This window comes from Actinocorallia herbida (assembly GCF_003751225.1).
Classification (GTDB): domain Bacteria; phylum Actinomycetota; class Actinomycetes; order Streptosporangiales; family Streptosporangiaceae; genus Actinocorallia; species Actinocorallia herbida.
Window position 1 is genome coordinate 1,588,262 of sequence record NZ_RJKE01000001.1, and the last position, 16,295, is coordinate 1,604,556.

Consider the following 16,295-nt stretch of genomic DNA (forward strand, 5'->3'; position numbering starts at 1 on the left):
CGCCCCCGGGCCCCGGTCCGTCAGGCGTCGAGGGCGGCGCGCAGGACGTCGGGCCGGTCGGTGGTGATGCCGTCGACGCCGGAGGCGACCAGGCGGCGGGCCGCCGCGCCGTCGTTGGCGGTGTAGGCGTACACCCTGTACAGGGCGTTGTGCGCCTGCGCCACGTAGGCGGCCCCCGCCGACCCCTTCTCGACGTGCAGGACGTCGGCGTAGAACCGGGCGCCCAGCATGTCGGCGAAGTTCGGGCGGCCGAGCACGCCCGTGCGGACCGCCGCGGGCAGCTTGCCGTTGATCTCGCGGACCGCGGGCCAGTCGAAGCTCTGCACGAGCGCGCGGCCTTCGGTGAGCCAGTAGGAGTCGGACTTGAGCGCCTTGGCCACCTGGGAGGTCATGCCCGGGTACTGCCCGGGGTTCTTCAACTCCAGGATCACGCCGAGTCGCGCCGCCTTGACCGCCTTGAGCGCTTCGGTGAGGGTCGGCACCTTCTCGCCGCGGTGGACACGGCCGAACCACAGGCCCGCGTCGAGCTTGCGCACCTGCGCGAGGGTGAGGTCGTGGACCCGCCACGACTTGCGCTTGGGGAACTTGCGGCGCGCGTCGGTGGTGCGGGTGAGCCCGGCGTCGTGCATGACGACGAGCTTGCCGTCCTTGGTCTGCCGGAGGTCGACCTCGACCAGGTCGGCGCCGCGCAGGCCCGCCTCGCGGATCGCCGAGACGGTGTTCTCCGGCGCGTACGCCGAGGCCCCCCGGTGCGCGATGACGACGACGTCGCCGGCGTCCGCGCGGGCGGCGGGCGCGGCCGCGGGGCCGGCCAGGGCGGGTGCGGCGGGGAGCACGAGGGGCAGGGAGACGGCGGTCACCAGCACGGCGCCGAGTCGTGGCATGCGCAACCCTCCACGGGAGCAAAGGACCGCCGGGGACGGCGGGCGACGACCACCGTAGGCCACCTCGGACCCTCCCGCCACACCTTCCCCGCTACCGTGCGTAACCGTTACGCGGTGCGGCGGGCGCGGCCCGGTCAGAGCGGTTCCTCGACGGGCAGCCGCCGGACCGACGGCAGGTGCTCGTCCATCTCGCCGGGCTCGAACCGGCAGAGCCCGGCCGACCACCAGAACTGGCCGGTGACCGCGCCCTCGTGCTTGTACCGCCCGTCGGGCGCGACCATCGCCCAACCTTCGGCGAGGCCGAGCAGCGTGCAGCGGAGCGCGGCGCGGGACGGGTCGGGCGGCACCGTCCACAGGATGACGGTGCCGTCGTCGCCGCCGCTGGCCAGGAGGTCGCCGTCGGGGGAGAAGGCCACGGACCACACCCGGCGGGTGTGCCCGGTGAGGGCGGCGATGGGCTCGCCGGTCGCGGCGTCCCACAGCCGGATCACGAGGTCGTCGCCGGCGGTGGCGAGGGTCCCGCCGTCGGGGGAGAACGCGACGGTCCACAGGCGGCCGGCGTGGCCGCCGAGGCTGCGCAGGGTCGCGCCGGTCGCGGCGTTCCACAGCCGGGCGGTGCCGTCGTTGCTCGCGCTGGCCAGTAGCGCGCCGGACGGGTCGAACACCACCTGGTAGACGCGGTCGCCGTGGCCTTCCAGGGTGTGCAGGAGCGCGCCGGTCGCGGTGTCCCAGATCCGGACCAGCCTGTCGTCGCAGCCGGTGGCGACGCGGGCGCCGTCGGGCGAGAAGTCGATGCACCTGACACGGCCGCGGTGGGCGTCGAGGTTGCCGACCTCCCTTCCGGTGGTGTGGTACCAGAGCCGGACGGTGTCGTCGTCGTTGGCGGTGGCGAGGATGTCGCCGGACGGGCTGAACGCCTGCGCCCACACGTGGTCGGTGCCGACCGACAGCTCGCGTTCGAACGCGCCGGTGGCCGCCTGGCGGAGCTGGACGCCGCCGTCGTTGGTCGCGGTGCCGAGGCGCTGCCCGTCGGGGCTGAACACCACGGAGGTGAGCCGGTCGGCCTCGCCGGTCAGGGGCGTGCCCGCGGGGGCGCCCGTCGCGGGGTCCCACAGGCGGACGACGCCGTCGTTGCCCGCGGTGGCCAGGGTCGACCCGTCGGGGCTGAACGTGACGGTGGTGATGCGCCTGCCGTGGCCGCGCAGGGTGTGCCGGCCGGCGCCGGTCGCGGTGTCCCACAGCCGCGCGGTGCCGTCGTTGGAGACGGTGGCGAGCTGGCCGCCGTCGGGCCGGAAGACGGGCGGCCAGACCGCGCCGCGGTGCCCGCTCAGCACCCGCGCGCGTCGGCCGAACGAGGCGGGCCAGACGCCTTCGGCGCCCGCGACGTCCCACAGGAAGATGGCGCCGTCGCTGTCGGAGGTGGCCAGGAGCTCTCCCGACGGGTCGAGCAGCGCGTTGTAGATCGCCCCCGTGTGCCCCGTCAGGGACCGCGACGGGTTGCGGCCGGAGAGGTCCCAGAGCCGCACGCCGCCGTCGGTGTCGCCGGAGACCAGCAGGGAGCCGCGCGAGCACAGGGCGTAGACCCGTCCGGTGTGCCCGGAGAACTCGCGCAGGACCGCCCCGGAAGGCAAGTCCCACAGGCGGACCTTGCCGAGGGAGTCGCAGGTGGCGAGCTGTCCTTCGTCGGTGAACAGCAGCCGGTAGACGGGTCCGTCGCCTTCGATCCGGTGTGCCGGTTCGCCTCGTGCCGTCCACACCCGGACGGTCCCGCGGCTGTCCCCGGTGACGATCCACGCCCCGTCCGGGCTGAACGCGCACGTGTAGACGGGGGCGTCGTGTCCGGGCAGGGACAGGTAGGGACCGTCCTCGACGGTCAGGTCCCACAGCCGGACGACCCCGTCGGCGGCGCCCGCGGCGAGCCTCGTACCGTCGGCGACGACCGGCCAGACCCCGTCCGGGTGCACCTCGATGACCCGGCGCTCCCCGGGCCCGTGGGCACGGCCGGTCGCCGCGTCCCAGATTCGCAGGGTGCCGTCGGCGGCCCCGGTGACGAGGAGGTCGTCTCCGGCGTGCACGACCGCGTAGGCCCGGTCGTGGTGGCCGCGCAGCGTGCGCAGGGGGAGCCCGGTGCGCGAGTCGCAGAGCAGCACCGAGCCGTCCTCGGCGCCGAACGCGACGGTGGACCCGTCGGGGCTGTAGGAGACGGGCGCGGGGATGCGGCTGTTCTGGAAGTGGAAGCCGAACGGGATCCCCATCGCGGCGGGCGCGAACTGCGCGTCCACCGGGTCGCCCGGCACCACGGCGGCCCCGCGCGGCCCGACCCGTTCGGCCGCGCCTCCGCGGGTGGCGATCAGCGCGGCGCGCGTCCAGGTGCCGCCGGTGACGACCGCGTCGCGCAGGTCGGTGCCGACGAGGCGGGCCCGGCTGAGGTCGGCGCCGGTGAGGTCGGCCCCGGTCAGCCGCGCCTCGTCCAGCCGAGCTCCGGCGAGGGACGCGCCGCGCAGCACGGCCCGGGTGAGGTCGGCCCCGACGAGATGGGCGTCGGTGAGGTCGGCGCCGGTGAGGTCGACCTCGGACAGGTTCCGGTAGGACAGGTCCTCGCCTTGGAGGTTCGCGCCGCGCAGGTCGGTGCGCGGCGGCGTGCGGAGCCGGGTGGAGATCTTGACGGCGTTCGCCCGCTGCACGTCGCCGGCCGAGGGGTCGGCGAGGACTTCGGCGGTCCAGCGGCGGCACGCCTCGGGGTCGGCGAGGTCGCACAGGAAGTCGACGGACAGCTGGGAGAGCGCGCGGCGGCCGAGGGGGGCGGGGTCGGCGCCCGCGGCGAGGTCGTCGGCGATCCTGCGGGCGACCAGCCATTCGGGGACCGAGCCGTGGATGAACCCGAACATGCCGTCGTCGCTGCGCACGAGCAGGCCGCCCGCGCCGACCGCGTGCGTGGTCTGGCCGGGCGACATGTCGGTCTCGGCGAGGCCGGACAGCGTCTCGGCGACCTCGCCCAGCTCGTCCAGGCGCAGGTGCGACTCGCCGGTCTCCCACAGCCGCAGCGCCAGGGTGCCCGCGGCGAGCCACAGGTCGGCCAGCGAGAGCCCGTCGGGGGAGCCGGGGATGCCGCGCATCCGCCGTTCCTCGTGCGCCAGCCAGGAGGTGAGGATCTCCTGGTAGAGGTGGGCGGCGCTGACGGTGCGCCGGGCCTGCGCGACGAGCCTGAGCCGCTCCTCCGGCAGGTCGGCGATGAACCCGAGCATCCGCGGGTTCTGGGCGAGGCCGAGCAGTTCCTCCACCCCGCGCAGCAGCGCCATCCGCCGGTCGGCGGCGCCCTCGTCGCGGTACCGGTTGCCGAGGTAGGCGCGGATCTGCGCGGGTGTGAACGGCTCGACGCCCCACACGCGCCGGTTCGGCACGGTCCCGACCCGCTCGCCGAGCGCGGTGAACACCTGGGCGTGCGACTTGAAGTGCTGGGTCCGGGAGGCCACGACGATCTTCGCTTCGCCCTCGGCGGCGGCCAGGAGGGTCTCCAGGTGGTCGGCCGCCCGGTCATAGGTCACCCGGGTGACGAGCTCGTCGAATCCGTCGAAGAGCAGCACGATCCGGCCCTGGCGCAGCATGTAGCGGAACGCGCGCAGGTCGATCAGCTCCTCGCCGTGCGCGGCGAGATGGGCGGCGACCAGCGCCTCGACGGACTGGGCCTTGTCGAGCGCGCGCAGCTCGATGAGGATCGGGATGAGCGACGGCAGCTCCCGGGGGATGCGCCGGGCGACCTCGCGCAGCGAGAACGTCTTGCCGCGCCCGAAGTCGCCGAGCAGGAGCAGGAACCTGCCGTGGTCGGCGCCGAGCATGCGGAGCATCTCGGCCACGAGCCCTTCGCGGACCGCGGTGCTGTCGCCGCCGTCGAGTTCGCGGAACCGCTGCGGGACGTACATGCCGGGCGGGTAGAGCGGGTCGGCCTCCAGGCGCGCGGTCTGGCCCGCGACGTACGCCGAGAGGTCGAGCAGGCCCTGGAACTCGGTCAGGCTGCGCAGCCTGACCCCCCGCCGCAGCGCGTCCTCGCGCAGCTCTCGGGACGGCGGCTCGCCGAGGTGGACGAGTTCCGAGCCGTGCGCGTCGCCGCCCGCGTGGACGTGCCGGAGGAACTCGGCGATCTCGGCCTCGCCGACGGTGCCGGGGTGGGCGCCGATCCGGAACTGGCGGACGAACCCGTCCTCCATCCGGGTCACCAGCAGATGCGGCGGGTCGGCCGCCACGCGGCGTACCCGGGCGCCGGGGAAGCGCGTCTCGCACGCCTCGGTGATCTGGTCGAGCAGCACCTCGGCCGGGCCCGGCGGGTCGTCGGCGGCGGGGCGCGGCGCGGGCACGGCGGGCGGGGGCGGCCTGCGGCGCAGCAGGCCGGGGCGCTCCACCCGCACCGGCTCCGCACCGAGCCGGGCCACCGTGACGCCGGTGTGGTCGACGGTGAGCACCTGGAGGCGGCCGGGCGCGGGGGAGGGGAACACCGCGGCGCCGGACGGCAGGTCGGCCGCCGCGCCCGTCCCGCCGTGCAGCACGAGGTCGAGGGACGGGACGACGATCCGGCCGAGGAGGTCGGCGTCGCGCAGCCGGCCGGGGGAGTCGGTCTCGGGGCTGTGCGCGACCACGCCGACGCGCAGCCAGTCCTCGCCGAGGCCGCGCAGCCGTCCGGCGAACCAGGCGGCCTGGGCGTGGCCGACCTGGCCGTGGTCCTCGCCCGCGCGGTGGCTGACCGCCATCGTCGAGTTCAGCCCGGCGACGGCGAGGCGCAGCTCGGGCACGGTGAACAGGGTCCACGGCTGGGCGCTGTCGAACACGGTGCCGTCCAGGCCCCGGTACAGCTCGGCGAACAGCCCCGCGAAGTGCCGCCACTTCGGCCAGTACGGCGGTTGCGGCTCGACGTCGTCGGCGTCGCACAGCTCGAAGTAGGACCGCGAGGCGGCCTTGGTGACGTCCCGGACGCCCGGCACCACGATGATGCGGTGCGGCTCCAGGCCGAGCTGGGCGCGCAGCCCGGTGAGGAACGCGGCGGCCTCGGCGCACTCGCGGCGGCTGCCGGACTCGGTGAGGTCGCCGGTGACGACCACCAGATCGGGCTTGGCGTGCAGTTCGGCGAGGTCGGCTGCGACCCGCTCCTGGAGCTCGGCCGCGTCGAACGGCTCGGCGGCGAGCGTCCGGCCGAACCGCGGCCCGGCGAGGTGCAGGACGGTGACCCGGTCGGGTCCCGCCGCCGCGTCGGCCGCGCCGGACGGGAAACCGGGCTGCGCGGAGGGCGCGCGGCGGGCGGGCCGGGCGCCCTCCGCGGGCAGCGGCTCGGCCGGGACCGGAGCGAACGGGCCGGGCGGCCGCTCGGCGGGCTTGGCGCGGCCCTCGACGGCCTGGCGGACCCGGGTGAGCAGGAGGTCCCGCGCCGTCTCCTCGTCGGGGACGCCCACGAGGTCGACGTAGGTGATGGTGGAGAGCAGCCCTTCCAGCTCGCAGTCCTCCAGCCGGACCGTGATGAGCTTCGCCGACGGGTCGTCGGGCGAGGCCCGGATCGCCGCCTGCCACTCCATCCGGCCGTACCGCGAGCGCAGGTAGTTGCTCGACAGGACCGCCACGACGACCTGCGCCTCGCTCACCCCGCGGTCCATGAAGTCGATGAAGTTGGTGCCCGGCACGAAGTCCCAGGCCTGCATCATCGTCCGGTACCCGGCGTCCTCGAGCTCCCACGCGATCCACGCCGCCCAGCGCTCGTCGGCGGGCGAGTAGGAAACGAAGACGTCCGTCCGCTGCCCCGTCGTCATCTGGTCAGTATCACTGGATCACCGGTGGATGAGAATCCCCCGGCGGAAGACGGCGGAGATCGTCGTCCGGTTGAGATCACGGGCCCCGTCAGGAGATCATGACTGCGCTTCCACACCGCGAGAAGAGGGGCCGTCGCCGGATGACCTGGGTGCGCCGTGTCCCCGTGCTGGACTGGATCCGCTTCGGGCTGCTCGCCGCGGGCGTGGTCTTCGTGCTCACCGGGCTGCTGCCCGCCGCCGACGCCGAGGCCGGTCTGCGCAGGATCGCGCCCCTGCTGGTGTTCCTGGTCGCGGTGATCGTGCTGGTGGAACTGACGAAGACCGCGCAGGTCTTCGACGTCGTCGCCGCCCGGATGGCCATCGCGGGACGGGGCCGGTACGGCAGGCTGTTCCTGCTGTGCACGGCCTTCGCCTCGCTCACGACGATCTTCCTGAACCTGGACACCACGGCGGTCCTGCTCACCCCCGTCATGCTGGCGCTGGCCGTCCGCTCGGGCATCGCCGCGCTCCCGCTCGCGATGACCACGGTCTGGCTCGCGAACACCGCGAGCCTCCTTCTGCCGGTCTCGAATCTGACGAACCTGCTCGCGGCCAAACGGGTCGACCTCGCCCCCCGGGACTTCGCGGCCCGCATGTGGGCGCCCCAGGTCGTCGCGATCGCGGTGACGATGGTGGCGCTGTGGTTCCTGTACTGGCGGCGCGGGGCGCGCGGGGCCGACGCCTATGAGCCGCCCGCCCCCGAGCGCGTCAGGGACCGCGTCCTGTGCGGGGCGGCGGCGGTGGCCTGCCTCGGCTTCGTCGCGGGGGTCCTCGCGGGCGTCCCCGTCGAGTTCGCGGCGGGCGGGGCGGCGCTGGCGCTCGTGCTGGTGTTCGGCGTCCGCGACGCGTCCGCGCTGCGGCCGTCGCTGGTGCCCTGGCGGCTGCTCGTGTTCGTCACCGGGCTGTTCCTCGTGGTGCCCGTGCTCGTCAGGTTCGGCCTCGACGCCGTCATGACCGCGCTGATCGGCACCGACGACGGGCTCGGCGGCGCGCTGCGCGCGTCGGCGGTGGGCGCGGGCCTGTCCAATGTCATCAACAACCTGCCCGCCTACACCGCGGGAGAGCCCGCCGTGCCCTTGGGCCACGAGGACCAGCTCCTCGCCCTGCTCATCGGCACGAACGTCGGCCCGCTCGTCACCCCCTGGGCGTCCCTGGCGACCCTGCTGTGGTTCGAGTGGTGCCGCCGCTTCGAACTCACCGTGCCGATCGGCAGGTTCGCCGCCCACGGCGCGCTCCTCGCCGCGGTGGCGCTCCCCGCCTCGGTCGCCGCGCTCGTCCTGCTGTAGCCGCCCGGGTCACCCTCCGGCGCGCAGGGCCTGGACGGCCAGGCGCGCGGCGGTCCCGATGACGGCGTCGGCCCGCGGCTGCGCGGAGGCGGTGCTCCGCGAGCGGGTGAACACCGCGACGGCGTAGCGGCCCCCGTCGGGGTACTCCACGACGCCGATCTCGTTGCGGACGGTCGGGAGGGTGCCGGTCTTGCCGCTGACGACGACGTCGTCATAGGGGAATCCGGACGCGAGCCGGTGCGGCCACACCTGGAGGCCGAGCATCCGGCGCATCAGCGCGCAGGCGTCGGGCGGCGCGGCCTCGTCGCGCCAGACCGCCGCGAGCAGGCGCGTCATCTCGCGCGGCGTGCCGCGGGTGGCCAGGGCAGGGTCGAGCGCGGACAGCCGCGCGAGCACGCCGGGCTCCCCGAGGCGCGCCCACAGGGCGGCGGCGTCGTCGGCGCCCGCGTCGGCGAGCATCGAGGCGTGCAGGTCGCGGGCGTTGCCGACGATCCGGGTGCGGTCAAGGCCGAGCTCGGCCATCGCGCGGTTGACGTGGTCGAGCCCGACGTGGTCCATCACCGCGTCGGCGGCGGTGTTGTCGCTCACCGTGATCATCAGGCAGGCGAGGTCGCGGAGCGACATCCGCACCTCGTCCAGCAGTACCGACGTCCCGGTGGCCCCGGCGATCCGCGCCTCGGGCGGCAGGACCACCTGGGCGCGCGCGTCGAGCTCCCCGGCGGCGGCCCGCCGGAAGAACGCGACGAGCAGCGGCACCTTGAACACCGACGCGAGCACGACGGCCTCGTCGGCCCCGGCCGCGACCTCCGCGCCGGAGTCCAGGTCGAGCGCGTGCAGCCGTCCGTGCACTCCCGCGTCGCGGAATTCGGCCTCGATCCGGCCCACGGCCCCGGTCCCGGCGCTCACGCGAGGAACCCGGACGACGGGCGGGGGACGACCCGGGACGCCACCGGGGCCATGGCGGCCTCGGCGCGCAGGACGCGGGTCGTGACGTCGACGAGGTCGGCGAGCGGCCCGTCGGGCGCGGTGTCGGCCCGCCACGCGCAGGACGTCCGCCACAGCAGCGGGTCGCCGTCCAGGGGACGCCACGCGGTGCCCGGCACGGCGCGGGCGCGCGGGACGAGCGCGACGGCGTCCCCGGCGAGCACGAGGCCGAGCGTGAACTGCGGATGCGGGGACTCGTGCACGGCCTCGGGCGTGAATCCGTGGCGCGCGCAGGAGGCGAGCAGGTCCGCGCGCGGCGCGGCGCTCCCGTCGACGACGAGGTCGTGGCCGCGCAGGTCGGCCAGGGGGAGGACGGGGACGGCGGCGAGGGGCGAGTCCTCGGGGAGCAGGACGCCGAGCGGCTGCCCGAGCATCGGCCCGAGGGCGAGTCCGGAGACGTCGCAGGGGTGGCGGAGCACGGCGACGTCGAGGAGCCCTTCGGCCAGCGCGCGCAGGTGGTCGGCGGTGGCGGCGGGCCGCAGGTCGAGGGGGAGGTCGGGGCGCACGTCGCGGTAGGCGCCGATGAGGGCGGCGACGACCCGTCCGTCGAGGTCCTCGGGGAGGCCGGCGCGCAGCACGGCGCGGTCGCCCGCCCGGTCGGCGAGGCCGCGGATACGCTCGACCCGCACCAGGAGGTCGCGGGCGTCCTCCAGCAGCACCCTGCCGGGTTCGGTGAGCGCGACCCGGCGGCTGGAGCGGTCGAACAGCCGGGTGCCGAGCTCCTGCTCCAGGCGCTGGATGCGCTGGCTGAGCGGTGGCTGGGCCATGCCGAGCCGCGCCGCGGCCCGGCCGAAGTGGAGTTCCTCGGCGACCACCACGAAGCACTCCAGATGCCCCACGAGGTTCATGAGCAGGGACTATATCGCTTTACCTATCAATATGTGATCAATACTGAACTTGGACATATTCGTGATCTTCTGCTGTCCTGGGATCTCCTATCGGGGGAAGGGGAGACGTCGATGCGGCGCAAGGCAGTGGTGATCGCGGCGGTGCCCACGGTCCTGGTGGCGGCCGGAGCGGGCACGCTGTGGGCGCTGACCAGGGGAGACGGGCCGCAGCCCGTCGCGGAGCGGTTCGCGGCCGCCTGGCAGGGCGAGGACGCCGCGACGATGGCGCGGATCGCCGACGGGGATCCCGCCGATCTGCCCGAGCGGCTCACGAAGACCTGGAGCGATCTGGGCGTCACCGCCCAGACCATCAAGATCGTCTCGGTGGGGGACGGCGACACGGCCAAGGCCCACTACCGGGCCGAGCTGACCCTGGGCGAGGGCCAGGTGTGGAAGTACGACGGCACCTTCGGTCTCACCGAGAAGGACGGTGAGTGGCGGGTGGCCTGGGCGCCGTCCGTCCTGCACCCCGACCTCGCCGACGGACGGCGGCTCACGGCCGTCCGCGTCTTCCCGGACCGGGCGGCGATCACCGGGGCCGACGGCGCCGACCTGCGCGGCAGCTCGTCCGGCTCGGTGCAGCAGCTGCTCGGCCCCGTCGGACCGGCCACCGCCGACCAGGTCAAGGAGCTCGGCGCGCCCTATCGGGAGGGCGACCCGATCGGCCAGGACGGACTCAACCGGCAGTACGACGAGCGGCTCGCCGGAACCCCGTCGCTCGAGGTCCGGATCGTCGAGGGCGACGGCGACGGGAAGGCCGTCGCGAAGCTCGCCTCGTTCGACGGGGCCGACGGGCAGCCGCTGGAGACGACCATCGATCCGCGCGTCCAGCGGGCGGCGGGGAACGCGCTGTCCTCCGTCAAGAAGAACGCCTCGATGGTGGTCGTGCGGCCCTCCACCGGCGAGATCCTCGCCGTCGCGAACAAGCCCGGCGGATACAACCGCGCGCTGATGGGCCAGTACCCTCCCGGCTCGACCTTCAAGATCGTGACGGCCGCGGCGCTCGTCGCGGGCGGCCTCAAGGTCACCGACACCGTGCCGTGCCCGGCGACCACCGAGATCGGCGGCCGGACCTTCAAGAACGCCGGTTTCGAGAAGCTGGGAAGCGTGCCCCTGCGGGACGCCTTCGCGCACTCCTGCAACACCACCTTCGCGGACCTGGCCGTCAAGGACCTGGGCGACGGGCGGCTCGCGGAGGTCGCCGCCCAGTTCGGCTTCAACGCCCCCGTGCTCGCCGGCCTGCCCGCCGTCCGCGCCGCGTTCCCCGCGGTCGAGGACGACACCGCGCTGGCCGCCGCCGCGTTCGGCCAGGGCGAGGTGCTGACCAGCCCGCTCAACATGGCCTCGGTCGCCGCCGCGGCCGCCGACGGCACCTGGCGCTCGCCCCGGCTCGTCCCCGCCGACCTCGTCGGCGCGGCCCTGGACGCCGGGGGCAAGAAGGCAGAACCCGACCACGCGCTCGACCCCGGGGTCCGCAAGGCCCTGCGCGTCCTGATGCCCGCGGTCGTCACCGAGGGCACCGCGCACGCCGTCGCGTTCCCCGCGGGCAGCGCGGGCAAGACCGGGACCGCCGAGTACGGGTCGGGCGAGAACCCGCCGACCCACGCCTGGTTCGTCGGCTACAAGGGCGATGTCGCCTTCGCCGTCATCGTCGAGGACGGCGGCACCGGCGCCGAGGCCGCGGCCCCCGTCGCCGCGAAGTTCCTCAAGGCGCTCTGACCCGGGGCACCGGGCCCGGCCCGCCGCGGCGGGCCGGGCCCGGGGAGCCACGGCCGCGGGCCGCGGCGCCGCGCGCACCGGCCCGCCGCCACCGGAGAGATCAGGCGGGTTCGGGCATCCGGAGCGCCGCGGCCGACGCCAGCATCGGCAGGAGTTCGGCGGCGGCCTCAGGGCGGGCCGCGACGAAGGTGTGTTCGGGCGCCTCCACGCACACCGGGAACGGCGCGCCGTCCAGCGTGGTGAGCCGGGCGCCCGCCTCGGTGGCGATGAGGGCGCCCGCGGGCAGGTCGACCGGGCCGGTGCGGTAGCCGATGACGGCGTCGATGAGGCCGCGCGCGAGCATGATCCAGGTGAGCTGCGGCGACCACAGCGCGAGGACCCGGCTGCACCTGCGGTTGAGGACGTACAGGTGCGCCATCGCGGTCGGATCGTCCCGGCTCACCGGGTACCCGACGATGTACGAAACGATGAGCCCCTTGCGGGGCGAAGCCTCCGGCGGCGGCAGCGGCGTCCCGCCCGGACCGAGCGGCCCGCCGCCCCGCACCGCCGACCACGTCTGCCCGGTGACGGGATCGTGCACCACCCCGACGGCCGGCGCCCCGTCCACGCAGAGCGCCACCCCCACCGAGTAGGCGGGCAGCCCGATCGTCAGGTTGTGGGTGCCGTCCAGGGGGTCGATCACCCACAGCGGCCCGTTCCCCGGCGTCCTCCCGGACTCCTCGGCGAGGACGGCGTGGTCGGGGAAGGCGCTCAGCAGCCGGTCGATGATGATCTTCTCGGACCGCAGGTCCAGGTCGGTGACCAGGTCGCCCGCGCCGCCCTTCGCCCGCACGTCGAACCGGGCGCCGGGCGCCAGGACCGCCCCCGCTGCCTCCGCCGCCTCGACCGCCACCGCGTGCGCCCGCCGAAGGTCGATCATGGGTGTGCTCCGTTCGCCAGGAGGAGGTCGGCGGCCCGCCGCGCGAGCCTTGCCGTCTGCCGCGGGTCGCCCCGGCGGCGGCGCACCCGGTGGGAGCGCAGGCCGGGCGCGCCGAGCGTGAGGTCGTGCGCGCCCGTCCGGTCGGCCCCGAGCGCGACGGTCGCCGTCTCGCCCGTGACCTCGGTGCGGTGGAAGCTGCCCGCGGGCAGCCGGTAGACGGCGCCGCGGGTGAAGGTGCCCCCGTCGGACGGCACGGCCCGCACGGTCCGGTCCGTCGCCTCGAGCGTGTCGCCGTCGGGCGCGCTGACCACGCGGAAGACCCGCAGGTCGGGCCCGTCGGCGAGGGTGGCGAGCGTGTTCCGCAGGCCGCCGTACAGGAGCAGGCTGAGCAGCTCCCAGCTGTGGCAGTGCCACAGCGAGGTGGTGGAGGGGGCCGGAGGCAGCTCGGGCGACCACAGGTGCAGGCAGACGCCGGTCCCCGAGTGCCGCTCGACGGGCAGGCACAGGAAGCCGAGCGGATGCAGGACCCCCTCGATCCTCCCCGCGGACGCCTCGGTGAGCGTCTCGTGCGCCCAGCGCGCCACCTCCGGCGCCGGGCCCGCCGAGCACAGCCGGTGCAGCTCCGCGTAGCGCATCGCTACCGCTCCCGGGGAGCGCGCTCGTCCGGGTACGGGTCGACGGCGCGCAGGGCCCGGCGCGCGATGTCCATGACGTCCCGGTCGGAGAACGAGCGGGGCAGGGCGAGGCCGAGCGCCTGGAAGAGCCGCCGGACCTCCTCGATGGTCGGCTCGTCCGACAACGGGGCGCTGCGGGCCTGCTCCAGCGGGACCCGGCGGGCCTGGTCGAGGCTGTTGAGCAGCTCGGCGGCGCACCAGTCGTAGTAGAACTTGCCCTTGTCGACCTTGAGCGCGGGGCCGCTGGGCTCCTCGCGGGTGATGATCACGCACGAGGCCGACAGGTCCCACCGGAACGTCGTCATCTGCCGGGACAGCCCGATGACGACCTCCAGCAGCCGGAACCGCTCGGTGTACCAGCAGACGGCCAGGATGGTCGCGTAGGACTCCTTGCGGGTCCGCTCCAGGGTCCACGGCTCGGCGGCGGCCGTGCTGTCGGCCCCGGCCCGGCGGAACCGCGCGTAGGTGTCGCACACGTCGCCGTCGGACGGGTCGATGATCTCCAGGCGGACGAGCAGGGTCCGGCCGCCCACGCGCGCGGCGGTCACCAGCTCGGGCAGGGTCACCGCCCGGATGTAGGTGCCGGTGCCGCCCTTGAAGGTCCACCGGTCGGTGCCCTCCCGCGCGGTGGCCAGCGCCGCGGCGACCTCGGCGCCGCCGAGGATCTGGACCGCGGACGACTCGTCGAGGGCGAGCCGGGAGCGCCGGACGAGCTGCTCGAACTCCTCGATCCGCTCCAGCCGCTCGGGCAGCACCGTGAGCCTGGAGAGGGACGCGCGGACCTCCTCCTCGACCGGCACGCGCCGGTAGCGGTCGCGCAGGATCCCCGCGGACAGCAGGCCGAGGACCAGCAGGGTGGCGCCCGACACCAGCTGGGGGTCGGGGTCGTCGGTCAGGCCGATGACGGCGACGACCGCGGCGACGAGCAGCGCGATCGCGCCGTCGGCGTTCTTGACGAGCCAGAGGGCGAACCGTGCCAATGCGATCCCCGTACCTGTCGGCGGCCTGGCCATCGTAAACAAAGAACCCGGGTCGGCGACAGCCTCAAGAATTCCCCAAAGAATGGCCGGGGCGCGCAGCCCTGTCCTTTCTGGGGGGAATGAGCGATCTAGCGGTCCAGGAGGACCACCGAGTATCGGGGGAGCCGTACATGGCGGGCGACGAGCGGGACGGGAGCGGCGGCGGCACGGGACGCGAAGAGCCCGGTCCGGGCGTCCCCCCGGGCAAGGGCGCCCCCGGGGAAGGACCGGGCGCCGAGGAGTCCGGCGCGTTCGGGACCCTCCGGGGACCGCAAGAGCACCTGGGACCCGAGGAATCCGGCGCCTACGGCACCGAAAGGCGCGCCACGGAGGGCACCGGGGAGCACTTCACCGAAGAGCGCGCCGCGCAAGGCGGCGGCCAGAGAGAGGCGCGCAAAGAGCCGCTCGGGACCGCGCGCGTGGACTCCGGCGCCACCGGGACCGACCGGTCGGCCAGGCCGCGCAAGGACTTCAACCCGGCATGGCTGCTGGTGCCGGCCGCGGGCCTCATGCTCGGAGGGCTCGGCATCGCCAACATGTCCCGCGAGCCCGTGGTCCGGACCACCCCGACGGTGACGGTGACCGCGGTCGACCAGACCGTCACGGTCCCGGCCGCGCCGGTCGCCCCGACCGCCGGGGGCGGGTCCTGCCGCCTCGTCTTCACCGGGACGACGTTCTCGGCCCCCGTGGGCGCCATTCGCAATTCTCAGACGGGGGCGACGGTGACCGCGCCGAGCGGCCAGTCCTTCGCCGTGGTGACCACCACGGTCAAGAACGACGGCGGGCAGCCCTGCTCGGCGACCGCGGGCTTCCAGCGCGGCTACACCGGGCCGACCACCTACTTCGCCGGAAAGCGGAAGGTGGGGCAGCTGCTGGAGGGCGGGCAGGCCCTGGAGACCGCCGTTCCCCCGGGCCAGTCGGTCCAGGGGGCCTACGTCTTCCAGATCCCGTCCCGAACCACTCTCAGGGAGGTGCGTCTCCGCCAGAACGGCGGCACCGACTGGACGACGGTCAAGGCTCGCTGACCGCCCGTTCCCGATCCAGCGATTTCGGAGCAGACACCATGAGCACACCGATGGACATCAAGAAACTGCTCGGCGCCCGGATGACCGGGCCCGGCGGCGAGGAACTCGGCACCGTCGAACAGATCTTCTTCGACGACGTCACGGGCAACCAGGAATGGGCGCGCCTGCGCATGGGCGGGATGCTCGGCGGCAAGGACAGGTTCGTCCCGCTCGCCGGCAGCTCCCTGTCCGGCCGCGACCTCGTGGTGCCCTACGACAAGAACCGCGTCAAGGACTCGCCCGAGCTGGCCGTCGACCGGCACATCACGCCGGAGCAGGAGGCGCGGCTGCGCAGCTACTACGGCCTCGGCACCACCACCACGACCCCGACGGGCATGTCCGGCAAGGCCACCTCGGCCGCCGCGGCGGGCGCGGCGGGGGCCGCGGGCGCGGCCGGCCGGACGACCGGCCGGCGGGACACCCGCGCCGAGAGCACCACGGGCGACACGGGCATGACCAACATCGCCGGCATGGCGGGCACCGCGACGCCCGGCGGGACCCGGGAGACCTCGGCCCGCGACCTGGGCCGCGAGTCGGCCCGCGCCCGCGACTTCGAGGCGCACCGGCCGGAGGAGCTGTCGCTCACCCGCTGCGAGGAGCGCATCCACTTCCGCACCGAGCAGGTCGAGCTGGGCCGGGTCCGGCTGCACAAGTACGTCGACGTGGTGCCCGTGGAGGAGCGCGTCCGGCTCGTGCACGAGGAGTTCGACCTGGAGCGGGTCCCGGTGACCGAGTCCCAGACGCCCGGCGCCGACCAGATCGGCGAGGACACCGTCGAGATCGTGCTGCGCGGCCAGCGGGCCTTCGCGGTCAAGGAGACGCACGCGGTCGAGCGGGTCAGGCTGAACGTCAAGCAGGTCCCCGAGGAGCGGATCATGCGCGACGAGATCCGCCGCGAGCGGATCGAGGTCGAGCGGTTCGAGGACGGGGTCGGCCGCCACGTCGGCGCCGGGAACCCGGCCGAGACGACCCGCCGCGACACGCCGATCGACCCGGGCGGCAGGCCCGACCGCCGGTAGGGCGCGGAGGCG

The 16,295-nt window shown here is 74.9% G+C and carries 11 protein-coding genes; 4 read left to right on the plus strand and 7 right to left on the minus strand.

Annotation, left to right across the window (positions count from 1 at the left end):
• Positions 1 to 20 precede the first annotated feature (20 nt).
• Positions 21 to 884, minus strand: a complete 864-nt coding sequence (locus tag EDD29_RS07545) for a glycerophosphodiester phosphodiesterase (protein WP_123663629.1) — start codon at positions 882 to 884, stop codon at positions 21 to 23.
• Positions 885 to 1,018: 134 nt separating this feature from the next.
• Positions 1,019 to 6,673 (minus strand): WD40 domain-containing protein, encoded by a 5,655-nt coding sequence (locus EDD29_RS07550; RefSeq protein WP_123663631.1) that lies wholly within the window; start codon positions 6,671 to 6,673, stop codon positions 1,019 to 1,021.
• Positions 6,674 to 6,771: 98 nt separating this feature from the next.
• Between EDD29_RS07550 and EDD29_RS07555 the strand changes: the two genes are divergently transcribed.
• Positions 6,772 to 7,998, plus strand: a complete 1,227-nt coding sequence (locus EDD29_RS07555) for an ArsB/NhaD family transporter (protein ID WP_211359595.1) — start codon at positions 6,772 to 6,774, stop codon at positions 7,996 to 7,998.
• A gap of 9 nt (positions 7,999 to 8,007) precedes the next feature.
• Here EDD29_RS07555 and EDD29_RS07560 read toward each other — a convergent pair whose 3' ends face one another.
• Both EDD29_RS07560 and EDD29_RS07565 read right to left on the minus strand, forming a co-directional pair.
• Positions 8,008 to 8,904: a serine hydrolase gene (locus tag EDD29_RS07560; protein WP_246052574.1), complete on the minus strand. Its 897-nt coding sequence runs from the start codon at positions 8,902 to 8,904 to the stop codon at positions 8,008 to 8,010.
• The gene (locus tag EDD29_RS07565) at positions 8,901 to 9,830 is read right to left on the minus strand and encodes a LysR substrate-binding domain-containing protein (RefSeq protein WP_123663635.1); all 930 of its coding nucleotides are present in this window, start codon (positions 9,828 to 9,830) and stop codon (positions 8,901 to 8,903) included. The genes EDD29_RS07560 and EDD29_RS07565 overlap by 4 nt, the downstream gene beginning before the upstream one ends.
• Before the next feature lie 111 nt (positions 9,831 to 9,941).
• Between EDD29_RS07565 and EDD29_RS07570 the strand changes: the two genes are divergently transcribed.
• Positions 9,942 to 11,588: a penicillin-binding transpeptidase domain-containing protein gene (locus EDD29_RS07570; protein ID WP_123663637.1), complete on the plus strand. Its 1,647-nt coding sequence runs from the start codon at positions 9,942 to 9,944 to the stop codon at positions 11,586 to 11,588.
• Between the two features lie 100 nt (positions 11,589 to 11,688).
• On the opposite strand, the gene EDD29_RS07575 is transcribed toward EDD29_RS07570, so the two are convergent.
• Genes EDD29_RS07575 through EDD29_RS07585 form a run of 3 tightly spaced genes read right to left on the minus strand, consistent with a single transcriptional unit; the run spans position 11,689 to position 14,161 of the window.
• Complete coding sequence (locus EDD29_RS07575; RefSeq protein WP_170201315.1) at positions 11,689 to 12,507, minus strand: inositol monophosphatase family protein; 819 nt, start codon at positions 12,505 to 12,507, stop codon at positions 11,689 to 11,691.
• Positions 12,504 to 13,142: a hypothetical protein gene (locus tag EDD29_RS07580; RefSeq protein WP_123663639.1), complete on the minus strand. Its 639-nt coding sequence runs from the start codon at positions 13,140 to 13,142 to the stop codon at positions 12,504 to 12,506. Before EDD29_RS07580 ends, EDD29_RS07575 begins: the two co-directional genes overlap by 4 nt.
• 2 nt (positions 13,143 to 13,144) lie before the next feature.
• Complete coding sequence (locus tag EDD29_RS07585) at positions 13,145 to 14,161, minus strand: hypothetical protein (protein WP_246052576.1); 1,017 nt, start codon at positions 14,159 to 14,161, stop codon at positions 13,145 to 13,147.
• Positions 14,162 to 14,280: 119 nt separating this feature from the next.
• On the opposite strand from EDD29_RS07585, the gene EDD29_RS07590 reads away from it, so the two are divergent.
• The gene (locus EDD29_RS07590; RefSeq protein WP_148085896.1) at positions 14,281 to 15,225 is read left to right on the plus strand and encodes a hypothetical protein; all 945 of its coding nucleotides are present in this window, start codon (positions 14,281 to 14,283) and stop codon (positions 15,223 to 15,225) included.
• A 38-nt stretch (positions 15,226 to 15,263) separates the two neighbouring features.
• Positions 15,264 to 16,283: a YsnF/AvaK domain-containing protein gene (locus tag EDD29_RS07595; protein WP_148085897.1), complete on the plus strand. Its 1,020-nt coding sequence runs from the start codon at positions 15,264 to 15,266 to the stop codon at positions 16,281 to 16,283.
• The last annotated feature ends 12 nt before the right edge of the window (positions 16,284 to 16,295 follow it).